The organism is Njordella calcicola, from assembly GCF_056494125.1.
The window spans coordinates 3,355,534-3,367,721 of sequence record NZ_CM151396.1 but is presented as its reverse complement, the minus strand read 5'-3'; the positions used below and the strand labels follow the sequence as shown (position 1 = coordinate 3,367,721).

10 protein-coding genes are annotated in these 12,188 nt (G+C 51.7%); 4 read left to right on the top strand and 6 right to left on the bottom strand.

What is annotated here, in order from left to right; all coding sequences use genetic code 11:
* Positions 1-238 precede the first annotated feature (238 nt).
* Entirely contained in the window at positions 239-2,953 is a 2,715-nt protein-coding gene (locus tag SH302x_RS12755) for an MMPL family transporter (protein WP_479369066.1), read from the top strand.
* 7 nt (positions 2,954-2,960) lie between these two features.
* On the opposite strand, the gene mgtE is transcribed toward SH302x_RS12755, so the two are convergent.
* From mgtE to SH302x_RS12735, 4 genes are all read right to left on the bottom strand, one after another.
* Positions 2,961-4,304 carry a magnesium transporter gene (mgtE, locus tag SH302x_RS12750; RefSeq protein ID WP_479369065.1) on the bottom strand — a complete coding sequence of 448 codons (1,344 nt, stop codon included), beginning with the start codon at positions 4,302-4,304 and terminating at the stop codon, positions 2,961-2,963.
* A gap of 278 nt (positions 4,305-4,582) precedes the next feature.
* On the bottom strand, positions 4,583-5,830 hold the full coding sequence (locus SH302x_RS12745) for a hypothetical protein (RefSeq protein ID WP_479369064.1): 1,248 nt from the start codon (positions 5,828-5,830) through the stop codon (positions 4,583-4,585).
* An 82-nt stretch (positions 5,831-5,912) separates the two neighbouring features.
* Complete coding sequence (locus tag SH302x_RS12740; protein WP_479369063.1) at positions 5,913-7,049, bottom strand: THUMP domain-containing class I SAM-dependent RNA methyltransferase; 1,137 nt, start codon at positions 7,047-7,049, stop codon at positions 5,913-5,915.
* A 585-nt stretch (positions 7,050-7,634) separates the two neighbouring features.
* Positions 7,635-8,588 carry a TIGR01777 family oxidoreductase gene (locus SH302x_RS12735; protein WP_479369062.1) on the bottom strand — a complete coding sequence of 318 codons (954 nt, stop codon included), beginning with the start codon at positions 8,586-8,588 and terminating at the stop codon, positions 7,635-7,637.
* 836 nt (positions 8,589-9,424) lie between these two features.
* On the opposite strand from SH302x_RS12735, the gene SH302x_RS12730 reads away from it, so the two are divergent.
* The gene (locus tag SH302x_RS12730) at positions 9,425-9,943 is read left to right on the top strand and encodes a hypothetical protein (RefSeq protein WP_479369061.1); all 519 of its coding nucleotides are present in this window, start codon (positions 9,425-9,427) and stop codon (positions 9,941-9,943) included.
* Positions 9,944-10,333: 390 nt separating this feature from the next.
* On the opposite strand, the gene SH302x_RS12725 is transcribed toward SH302x_RS12730, so the two are convergent.
* Positions 10,334-10,543, bottom strand: a complete 210-nt coding sequence (locus tag SH302x_RS12725) for a carbon storage regulator (RefSeq protein ID WP_479369060.1) — start codon at positions 10,541-10,543, stop codon at positions 10,334-10,336.
* Positions 10,531-10,857 carry a hypothetical protein gene (locus SH302x_RS12720; protein ID WP_479369059.1) on the bottom strand — a complete coding sequence of 109 codons (327 nt, stop codon included), beginning with the start codon at positions 10,855-10,857 and terminating at the stop codon, positions 10,531-10,533. The genes SH302x_RS12725 and SH302x_RS12720 overlap by 13 nt, the downstream gene beginning before the upstream one ends.
* A 186-nt stretch (positions 10,858-11,043) precedes the next feature.
* Between SH302x_RS12720 and SH302x_RS12715 the strand changes: the two genes are divergently transcribed.
* On the top strand, positions 11,044-11,310 hold the full coding sequence (locus SH302x_RS12715) for a TIGR03643 family protein (RefSeq protein ID WP_479369058.1): 267 nt from the start codon (positions 11,044-11,046) through the stop codon (positions 11,308-11,310).
* Positions 11,311-11,560: 250 nt separating this feature from the next.
* Positions 11,561-12,148: a hypothetical protein gene (locus SH302x_RS12710; protein WP_479369057.1), complete on the top strand. Its 588-nt coding sequence runs from the start codon at positions 11,561-11,563 to the stop codon at positions 12,146-12,148.
* Positions 12,149-12,188 lie beyond the last annotated feature (40 nt).

Genomic DNA, 12,188 nt, shown 5'->3' with positions numbered 1-12,188 from the left:
AACCGATGCTAACGCATTTCGGCTAATCGCGCAGACTGAAAAACTGACTTGCCCTGTTTCGTTGACGTGATACGTACTCGTCGCCGCGGTAACTTAAAGTATATTAGGTAGTCGCAGATGCGCGGGCGTGGGCTTGTATCGACAAACAGCGGCCCGTTTGGTTGCAACATGACCTGATGGTTAGCGATTCGATCTAGCCCGAATTTTACGCCGGTTCGCAGTAAGTTGGTAACATTGAATGTGGGTGAATGTCCGTGAGAAGCTGGCGAATATAATCACACGGCGATGGTATTTCATCGTCATGGGATGGATCGGTCTGGCCCTACTACTGAGGTTCACAAGTCCAAGCTGGGACAGCGTGGTGCAGGATGGGGATTTCCAGTTTCTGCCAGCTAGCAGTCCCAGCCGTATTGGCCAAGCGACATTGCGAACCGCTTTTCCCGACGATTCATCTCGCTCTCAGATGGTGATCGTCTTTGCACATCCCAGCGAACAGGTGCCGCTGTTAGACCAATGCACGATGTTGGATGTAGCCAGACGTTTGACGACCGCTGTCGGACAATTCAATCTTCAAAGGACACTGGAAGCAACAACCGAATTGCAACTCGAATCCGCCGTGGTTCAGCGTTTGCGACACACGTTAGATGCAGCGGTCTATTATGACGAGCAATGGTTTGAACGCATTCGACAGTTGGCGGGCGAAGATGCGGAGGTTGCAAGTCAACGTTTAGTGCAGGCTTATCGCAACCGTCTGCAGTTGGCTGACATGGTGGGCGATCAAGAGCTTGCTGACAATGATCGACGAACACTTGCCGCACTGACGCTCAAGCAATCATCAAACTCGGAGTTGCTAACTTTGTCTCCATCGTTAGCACCTTCCATTGAAGACATATGGACTTGGCGTGACCCAGTACTTGCACCGAACCTTGGCGCCGATTCCGCCCAGATAAAACTGCTTGCTTTGCAGTTGCGTGAAGAGTTCATGGCGATTCGCAACATCGACTTGATGCAGTCGCTGCAGCAACTGATAAACGATTGCAGTTCCGTTTCGCAGCGCGCGAGTATCGATGCGAAAGCGGACCGGGTATCGCAAATGCAAGTTGAAATTACTGGGCCAGCAGCCGTCGGAGCGGATTTGATGATGGCTGCTAAGTACAGTGTGCAACAAAGCGAACTGTATACGGTGCTGGCCGTCATTGTGACACTATCGCTGATCTATCGTTCCCCACTCCTTGTCTTTCTGCCCATGGTGGTCATCGGAGTCGCATTGTCGCTGTCGACTAGTATTCTATCGATGGCAGCTCAACTCTCGGCTCAAGAGAACACGGTCAAGCTTGTGGAGGTGTATTCGACGACTCGAGTTTTCTTAGTCGTCTTGATTTTTGGCATCGGAACGGATTTGACATTGTTTTTGATTGTGCGTTGTCGCGAGACCTTTTTTGAAGGGAAGTCCGACCGAAGCGACTGGAAAGGGGACGTGCAGCTCAGTTGGTCCCAAGTCTTTGGCGCGATACTTGGCAGCGGATTAACGACCGCAATTGGATTATCGATGATGTCCTTTTCGACTTTTGCGAAGTTTCGTTATTCAGGCATTGCGATATCAATCGCGATTCTCATTACCCTGGCAGTTTGTTTGACGCTGCCAGCCGCGATGATGGCCGGATTGGGGCCTGCTGCGTTTTGGCCGCGGCGACGACCGCAAGCAGGCAGCCAGGAAGCCAACCAACTGCGGATCGATCGTGGCAAACTTCTGTGGCTAAAAATTGCTAACGAGATCATGGCTCGTCCCGCCAAAGTGCTCGTTGCAACCCTTGCTATCTTGCTGGTGCCTGCCGTTTACGGTTGGCGGATGATGGACGAGGTCACCTACAATTTGGTTGGAGAATTGAGCAGCCATGCGACGAGTCGACAGGGACAGCTCTTAGTCAAAGAATACTTGCCGCGCATCGAAACCAGTTCGATCACGCTCTGCGTCATTGCAGCCGGCGATTTTGAAAGTGAAGCCGAACTGCGGCAAGCGATCGAAAGCTATCGCAAACGTTTGTTTGTCGAAGGTGTACATTCGGTGCAAGCATTGACGGACCCACTGGGCGAGTTTCCGCCCGATCGAACGATGAGTTTGTTTTCGCAAGGAGCGTGGCGTCGTCGACTGCTGCAGAATCATCCATTGACGCAGCAGAAGTTTACCTCCAAAGTAGATGCGTATGCATTGAAAGCCGCTCGGTTCGAAATTGTGACCAGCGCTGATCCCTTCAGCGACGAGGCCGCGGCAGTCTTGCAAAGGGTACAACAGCGTGCCAAGGACTTAAGCGCCACCGCAGATTCGCAGTGGTATCAAAGCGCCGCTGCGATCTCGGGAACGACTGCCGGGATTGTTGATTTGAAGCAAGCGACGCAAGCGGACGAAACACGGGTCCAAGTGCTAGTGACCGGCAGCGTGTTTTTGATTCTTTTGGTCCTCATCCGACGACTTGAGTTGAGCTTGTATCTAATGTTTTCCGTGCTGCTGAGCTACTTTGCGACACTAGGTCTTACGCAGGTGCTTTTCAAATATCTTTACGGCGCCAGCTACGAAGGGCTCGATTGGAAAGTTCCATTATTTTTGTTTGTGATTCTCGTGGCCGTTGGACAGGACTACAACATCTATCTGACGACGCGAGTCTTAGAGGAGCAGAAGCAACGTGGCCAACGCGTTGGTCTGCGTCGAGCGATTGTTTCAACCGGTGGCATCATTACAAGCTGCGGACTTATCATGTGCGCCACCTTTGCTGCGATGTGTGTCGGCGGCTTGCAGTTGCGGACGGATGCGGTATCAGAACTGGGATGGTCCATTCCCGCCTTGCGAGGCATCAGCGAACTGGGGTTCGCGTTGAGTTTTGGTGTGCTTCTAGATACCTTCGTGGTGCGCACAATCCTGGTGCCCGCTTACATCGCTTGGCGAAAGCTGGCGTGACTTGCTGTTAAATGCCGAGCACTGACTTGGCAATGATGAAATACACTAGCAGCCCCGACGCGTCGACAATCGTGGTCACAAAAGGTGCACTTACGACGGCAGGGTCGACTCCGAAACGTTCTGCGAGAATGGGCATCGAAGCACCTACCACGGATGCCAGGCTGCAAATCGCAACCAGTGACAAAGACAAGATCATCGCCATTTGGATGTCGAACACCAACCAAACTACAAAGTACGCAACCACAGCCAGCGTGAGGCCCAGCAGAAAGCCAACACGAGCTTCTCGAAACACTACGCGAAACAGATCTTGCGACATGATCTCCTCGGTTGCCAAGCCGCGGACGACGGTTGTCGCTGACTGAGCTCCTGCATTCCCACCTACGCCTATCAGCAAGGGAATGAACAAGGATAGCGTGACGACTTGTTCCAGTGTCGCTTCGAAGACACTCAGGACGTTCACAGTCAGGGTGGCCGCAACGGCAAGCATAAACAACCAGATCACGCGGCTGCGCAGCAAGTTCAGAATCGACACTGAAAAATACGCATTCCCCAAAGGCTCGGACGCCCCTTGACGAGCGATATCTTCGGCTGCTTCCTCATCCAAAACATCAATCACGTCGTCGTAGGTCACGATCCCTATAATGTGGTTGCCGTCATCGACGACAGGTATTGCTAGGAAGCCATACCGTGCCAGTTCGCGAGCGACTTCCTCTTGGTCTTGGTTGGCCCGTACCGAGACGATATCTTCGGTCATGATATCGCGAATGATCTCCGTCGGCTTGGCGAGCACTAGATCACGCAACGACACGAAACCGAGAAGTTCTCGATCCTGATTGATCACGTAGACGTAGTAGATGGTCTCCTTGTCAGGCGCTTGCAACCGCAGATGATTGAGAGCGACCGCGACGGTAATATCAGGCGACAGCGTGGCATAATCGGTCGTCATCACCGACCCAGCCTGATGTTCAGGAAAAGTCAGTAGTCGACGTATGTCCTCCCGCTCCGCCTTTGCCATCAGCGGCAGCAGCCCTTCGACGGTCGCGTTATCACATCGTTTCAACAGATCGACCCGGTCGTCGTGAGACATTGCTTCCAGCAACCGCAGCATCTGCTCTTTGCCAATTCCTTCGATCAGCTCCAGTTCTTTTTCTGGACTGAAGTAGGGAAACACTTCCGCTTGTCGCTGAACGCTGCCATGCGACAGCAACTTCCAAGCCTCTTCTACCAGCAATCCTTCTGCAAATTCCGCTATGCTGGCCGGATGCAGCTCCGTCATGATCTCCGCCAGGCCAGTCCCGTCGTTTTCACTGATCATCTGACGGATTTCTGGGATGAGTAGTGGATTTGTCATGTCGTAGAAAGCTGCTCGCGATGGAAACCAAAATCAAAACAATATTCTAGGTTAACACCGACGGAGTCGTAAGGCTGACTTCGGGCTCTGACCAAAGTCTTCCGTACCTTGATGCCAACTACGTCCAGCCACAAACAGCCAGCAACGTAAGTAATCGATCGGTTCCGTAAACAAGATTACGGGTGCATCATCTCCCGTCGTCAGTCAGCATCGACCATTCAATCTCTAACGGGAGTGTCCGCGAAACGCCGACACACTGCTTGGCAATTTAGGCAGCCTTACCTCCAAGCGGCTTCAGATAGCTCGTAGATGGTAACGAGCAATGCATCCAGTTGTTCGTGAAACAGGTGCGCTCGCTCATCAGTGATTTCCTTCGTTCTTCGTAGCCCGACGACGGCCCCTCGGGCGTAGGCGTGTCCCGCCAAGGCTCGCTTTAATTGCGTGATTGCCAAAGCGCGATGAAGCGTGTCGTCCGGGCCCTCGCAAGTGGCTTGTACGAGCCCTCCGGCAATGTCCAAACTCGCCTGCACAATTGTGGAATAGAATGGCGATCGATTCGATTCAACTTTCTCCATCTCCATCACCTGCATCACAAAATCATGCGCTTGCCTTACCGCGGGGTGCTCGGCCCCTCGTTCAAACTCACTGCGATCATCGAAGGGATGTGACGGCAAGTAGTCGATCAAAGAATCGTCGGACGTCGATTCGATCGACTCATCTGCGTCTCGCGTTGGAATGCTTAACTCTTCTTCCTGCATCGCAAGCTCGAAGGATTCTTCGACGGAAAGCCCTGAAGCAGTCGCTTCCGCAATTCTCCTGGCTATGCGTTCGCTGCGCAAATCGCTCTTGCGTCGTAGACGATCCATCGCTTCCACTTCTTCCTCAAGCGATGGCTCATGGAAAGAATCTGATGCTTGCGTAGCGCTGGCAGCGGAATGAGTTTGTCGTTCTTCAACAACCCGTTGGAAAACAAGCGATGCGATGCGTTGAATTCGGCTGATTAAGATGTTCGGATCTTCAGCCGCCTCGGCAGAGAGTCCGAACTTTCGCAAGCCATCGGCCATTGCATCGATCGCAGAATTCAGAAAGTTCATTTTCTGGGCAAGCTTCGTTAGGTCACGATTCTCATAGTAGTCGCCTTCATCATACACATACAGGTTTGAGCAGAACCGCTGCCTGATTGCATCTAATAAGTGCACAATGGCTACATGGCCTTCTAACGAGCCGAATTGCGTTTTGACAAAGCAATATGGCGGCTCGTCAAAGGGTTCATTCTCTGCTTCTTCGATCATAAACATTGGCGTCAGATGTCCTTCCGGCGAGACCAATAAACTGAAGGTCTCTTGCCCGGGCTCCAGGTTAATGATCAATCCACGCACAATTCGCGAAGCATCATGATCGGCGAAAGATCGCCAAATCCGGGCTCGTCCGCCAAGCGCAAAGGCGAGATCAAGTAGCCTGTCCTCCATGGTTTCAATCTGGTTGATATCATCCAATGTCCCGCGATAATGAATGGTTATTCCCATAATTGTGGCTGCTTATGATGGGTTACCGATCGTCTGCAAGTTTTCACTATGGTAGTACGCCCGGACTTTGCTTTCAACGAGCCTAGGCGACTTCGACAAAAGCGTTCACTTTGGTTCCGCCAGCGTCCGTCAAAAATGCAGACTGTACACGAACAGCCGTCTGATAAGCCAACTCTCGACGACTCGTGACCATCGTTAATGTGGAGCCAATCTCCGCACGGCGTCGCAAGTCACCAATGGATCGATAGAGCGGATACAAATTGCGATCAGCCGAAACACGCCCGCCCCAAGGTGGATTCGTCACAATCGCTAATGGCTCTTCAGGCAACTCCACCTCACTCAATGATCGGACATTCAAAGCAATGGGAAAATCGAAGCTGGATATGTTCTCGCGGGCGGCGGCGATGGCGCGTTCATCCCGATCGCTTCCCATGATCATCGCGACGCTCGGTTTCACTTGGCTTAGCCGCTGTTGCTTTACTTCGTCAATGGAAACCTTCCGTGCTAACGCGGTTGCTTCGATGCCAAAACGTCGGCCCATCCCCGGCGGCCAGTTCGACGCTAGCATCGCCGCTTCTATCACCAGCGTACCCGAACCACACATCGGATCGACAAACGGTCGCTTTCGATCCCAAGCCGATGCCACGACCACCGCGCGTGCTAGGTCTTCTCGCAACGGCGCATGCGCTGGGTTCAACCGATATCCCCTTCGATGTAACGGTTGACCGCTAGCATCTAATGAGATCGTGCAGACGTCATGTTCTATGCGCACGACAAGCGAAGCTACATCCGCTTGTGTTGAATCGTCAACCGATGGCGGACTATCCTTCATCCTTCGCGTAATCCCCTGCATCACACGCTGCTCAATGGCCCCAGAGTGATAAAGTCGCGACTTCTTGGCAGACGCTCGAATCACTCGTGGAACATCACGTTGCAGCCATCCGGACCAAGACAGCCGTCCTACGTACGATTCCAAATTCGATAGTTCTGTTACCGGAAATACAGCGATGCGCACGAGGATACGAGCCGCCAAACCAAGCCCTACAAGCGCATGAGCGAGTGTCCATTGGTCACCTTCAAAACGAACGCCGCCGATGTCTTCCGTAATGCCCGTAGGCCATGACTCGCTGGCTAGTGTCCCAACCGCCAGCTCGCGAACTTCATTTGCTAACCAGGGTTCTAATCCTGGCGCACAGGATGCAAACAGCGACAGCTTCATTGAGCCGCTCTTGCTTTAGATAACGATGTACCTTGGCTGTGAAAATCGCTCAGTAAGACCCGCGAAAGGCTGCGTGCTTTCGATTGCCGTCGACTCATAAGGCAAAAGGAATGCGATGGCAATCTACAGTCCGTCATGTTGGATAAAGAGCAGTGCGGCACGATCGGGCTGGCGGTTGCGCTGGATAGGAACAATGTACAAAGTGATCCAGACATTCAAGTCTTGATCGTGACAGCTTTCAAGTCCAAAGTTTAGGAAGGTTTTACAAAAGGCTTAATTTTGCTTAGCGCAAGGTAGTAGGCATACTCCGTCTGCCGTAACCAAGGTAGTAGGCATACTCCGTCTGCCGTAACCAAGGTAGTAGGCACACTCCGTCTGCCGTAACACACCGCCAACGAACGCAACCGCCTTCAACACGATGCGGCACCGGTGAGCATAATGCCAGCGAGAGGAAATAATTTACCGTAATGGGATTCGCCAGAATTCCATTGGTAAGCAGTGAATTCTGGCAAGGGAACTCTGGCGAATTCCACTACATTCCGTACGCTTGCCTCTGCCGCTCGCATAACCACTGATCGAAGTCCATTAACGAGCTCCACTCCGGGAGTAGCATTCGCTGAGTGCAGCTTCAAGTCTTGCATATCGAAACTCAAAACCTTCCTTGGCCAATCGCTTCGATACAACATACCGCCCATACAAAGCAAGATCTGGATCAGTCTGCAGAAACAATGGTGCTCCGATACGCACCATCCATGCAAAGGCTGGTAGGCCAATCGGCATTCCAATCGCTTTGCGCAACGCTCTCATAAACTCAATCTGTGAAACAGGGTTGGGCGAAGAAACGATATACATGCCGGACATAGTTTGATCCGTAATCGCCCTGGCGAACAATCGTTGAAGATCATACTCGTGTATCCACGACATCCCTTGCGTCCCCGCTCCGACTTTGCCACCTAGGCCTAAGCGTGCGATCAAACCAAGCGTAGCCAAAGCGCCTCCTCCTGCACCGCGATCACGCCCAATAACAAAACTGGTTCGCATGACCACACCACGTTGGTGCGGAAGGATGCTTTCTTTAAAAGCTGACTCCCACGCTCGACCAATCGTAGGTGCGAATCCAATTCCTTCTTCACTTTCCTCATTGCATACAGCAGTAGGCGGATCGCCGTAGATATGAGCGGTACTCATCTGAACCCAGACTGTTGGCGGGGTGTTCACAGCACTCATCGCCCTGCCCAGAACTCGCGTCGACTCCACCCGCGATCGCAGAATTTCGTCCTGGTGATCAGGAGTTTTGACACAGTTCACAGTTCGACCGGCAAGGTTCACAACCGCGTCGGCACCGTCGATTGCTAGTGACCAACTTCCTAACGTCCGCCCATCCCAAAAATAGTGCGAACAGCGGTCATCAGCCTTTGGTTTACAGCGCGATAGGATGGTTACATTCGCGCCAGCTTGAATGAAATACTCTGCCAGTGCTAACCCCAAGAATCCGCTGCCACCAGCAATCACGATCCGTTTACCTGAAAGATCATCCATCTGCGTTCACCTTCACAGACCACGGCCCAGAACGTGTTTTGAAAAGAAACCTCGTGGACTAACCGCAAGCGATCGCCGTTATTCACGCCAGGGGTTAAATTATAGTTGGCCAGTCAACCATCCGGCCCATGCGATTGTCCTAAAGAAATGAAGACTTTTGAGAACTCGATTTTCCCCGAAAGCTGTCACAGACGAAACCCACTTGGTGATAGAATACATGGAAGGCTTTTTTCCGAAGGGGCTAGGTATGTATATCGATCGAGGCTATTCCCTGTCAGAACTGATCGCCTATGTAACCTGCTGGGGGGGAATGTGCGCGTGCATCAACGGTCGAGGCTTTTTGCTGGGAAGCGTCTCGCTCCAGTTAATTGCAATGCTCTTGCTTCCAGGGTTTCTAGTTTGCGGAGCGATTGGATTTCTCGTTGGAGGGCGAAGACTTTTTATGCCGGCAGCATTGTGCGGTTCGTCGGTATGGCTACTGTTAACTACAGCCACACTGCTTCTGTTGGAAGCTTTTAATTGAGCAACTACCCGCGTGCTCAAGTGTTTGATATTATCAAATGGTTGGTGCGCAAAAGGTCGCGATGGCTTCCAGTGGCAAGTCGCAATCGATTATAGATCCTTAACAACTCAAAATCGTAGCGATGCTTCTGCAGGCGTTTGTGGAAGCCGTCTGGACGCTACGGAATTAAAGCTTGTTCGAACTGGACGATCGTTGAAATTGGATGTCGTACTACCGTGACAACATGCGGATCTTGCTTTCACAGCGCGGCGGTGATTGGCTGAGAAGGACTAGACATCCACGGCTTATTGCCATTTCCTCGATATGCATATCGATGATCACATTTGCCGTTTATGTTGCCATATTTTGGAGCAATGGTTTTCAAAGCTATGGGATTGTGCTTATTCTATCAGGCTGTCTGGCATATCTAACCTTCTTGTCGCTTCTGTCCCTTTGGCTAATAACCGTTCCCGTTATCGACTGCAAGCAAATGGTTAAAGTCGCTGCTACCATTACCACTGCTAAGCCAGGAGATACCGACTTTGATAAACAGTTCGACGAACAAGTTGAGCAATCAATACACCAGGCAGCGCGAGACTCCGATGGAGCGCTCGGGCTGATTGCGCTAACTGCAATTTTTGGCATTGTGTTCGTCTCATTCTATTACACCTACCACGCGCCATACTATCTCGGACAACTGTTGTTTGACTGTGGGAAAATTCGTCATCGGATTTCACCTGCATATCGACCAATGTCAATCATCATCGAACCCATTAAACAATCTTGGCTCGTTTGCCTAGCGGTGGTCATCAATTTCGGACTTGTGGGTGTCTTGATGGATAACATGCAATGAACTTACCATCGAGTATGTCGTTCTACGGTGGACGGTATCAAGCGTAATTGGCCTCAACACTTACTTCCGTTCCTCTTGGCTCATTTGCAATCGAATTGGCACACCGAAAACCGGCCGGTATCTCCAATAAGTACCAAATCTTACACCGAGCAACTCGAGCTGCTCCGCTAGGAATGGAACGCTATCGCGATTGAGAGTCGACCTTGAACAAGGTCCACTCCAGGAGTTTCTGGATATCAACAGTGGAAGATGCGTTGCACCACAAAATGCCTGCGGCTACGTTCGCTAAGGCAAATGCTCGGAATAAATGTACCAACGGACATCTTTGTCCGTTGAAGTATCGACGGACTTGGAATTCCGTCGTACGGTACTCCAAGCTCGAGCGATTGCCTAACAGGAGACCAACATGCTATCGTCAAGCTCAAGCTCGATGGTCTGTGAACTAGTCGTTCGTTCGTTCAATTCGCCACGCCAGATTTTCACTTTGGACGGAGCTTCGATTCCAATCGTGATACGGTTCCCTTGGATCTTGATGACTTCGACAGTAACATTGCCATCAATGAGAAGTTTCTCTCCTGCTTTGCGCGTTAGTATAAGCATCTTGCGTTCTTCCTTGCATTGGACTGTTGCGGCAGTTTGCAATAGTTGGCCTGCCGCGAACCAACAGAAATATTATCAGCACTGCCGTGACACGTTCGGTCACGCCAATCGGCGATCGATATTTTTTTCTCGTTTTTCCAGTTCAAGTCCTGATGCTGCGCCTGTGGGCCTCTCGCCGACATCGCTGGCTGCAGTACCGCACTTGCTCCCACACTTTGGCCCACTTCTTTCGCCACGTGAACGGACGAGAACAATGGATACAGGCCTTTTGCGGCAAATTCTCCTTGTTTTGCTTCATAAGGTTGACTCTTCATGCACGCTGGCAATTCAGTGAGCTTGTGGATGTAGGGTTGGATTTGTGCTTGGCGTCCTGACTTCCGCCTGAAGTAGGGTCTACGAACTTCAGCGATCTGGTTTGCTGCGCGGTAGCGGAGTTAATGGGGGGCGGCAATTGCGGTCTTTCGCATGGTAGCTAGTCGGCAACTGAGTGGGAGTATTGGATGAAGCGGACTTTAATAGACACGCTCACTGAAACGCAAATCGATCGAATCATTCAAATGGCTTGGGAAGATCGCACAAGTTTTGATGCGATCCAACGCCAGTTCCTGATCACTCCTGGCGAGGTCATTCACTTGATGCGGCGTGAGCTCCGCCCCTCTTCTTTTCGATTGTGGCGGTCGCGCACTGCTGGCCGGAAGACGAAGCATGTGGCCAAACGAGGATTTGAAGTAGGACGCTTTCGATGCCCTAGTCAAAAAATTCGCTAGCTTCACTAGGTGCACGCAACTTGGCGGCTGTCACTAGGCTTGGTTTCGCAAATGGGGCTAATAGGGCAGCAATCGTAGCGAGAATAAATGCAAGGGCGGATGATGGCAAACCCTACCGGTGTCACTTTATTTGCTCTTAATTGGCATTACACGCCGAATTGTGACCTTATTTCGCGAGACTACCCTACACTGCATGCAAGTGCAACTTCTGCACCTGTAGCACACGTCGGCCTGAAAGGCAGTCAAACGTATGGTTAAGTTCACAATATCATCCGCGAAGTTCTTAGCGGATTCGCAAGGCAAGACATTCAGCGACGTAGTCAATGACGCACAACAACCCTTCGCTCATATTCTTGAGTTCTTCAGCGAAGAGCATCGACAACGACGCATGGATGAAGCGGAACTGCATCATGATCGCGCGCCGCTCTCAGGCGTTGTACGCGAGCTAGAGTCTGTTCCTGAAATCGAAAGCTTTCTGCGTCAACCGCAGCCACGCCGCAATACTCGTTTTCGCCAAGCGATCGGAGTTGTCGTGCGTATCGTGATGGAAGAGCGCGGCTGGCAGAAGTCGGGTCGCAAAGGTTCACTGGGTGTGCGTGCTACCGATAAAACGACGCCCAACGCAGCTCATAACTCAGGTGGGCTGGCATTTTGGTTTGTACGTGCAGAACGGTATGAGCTCCCAGGTGGCATGCCATTTCCTTCGGTGAAAGAACGCTGCGAAACTCTAGCGCTCGAAAAATCAGAGCCACGTAAACGCAGCAAATCGACAGCCGCGCGTTCTGCGAAAACAGTAAACAACGGCAAAGACTCCAGCAGTCGCAAGAAGGCAGACTGAGACTGGATGGAGGGTGCTGTATCGAGGACATTCGTTTCCT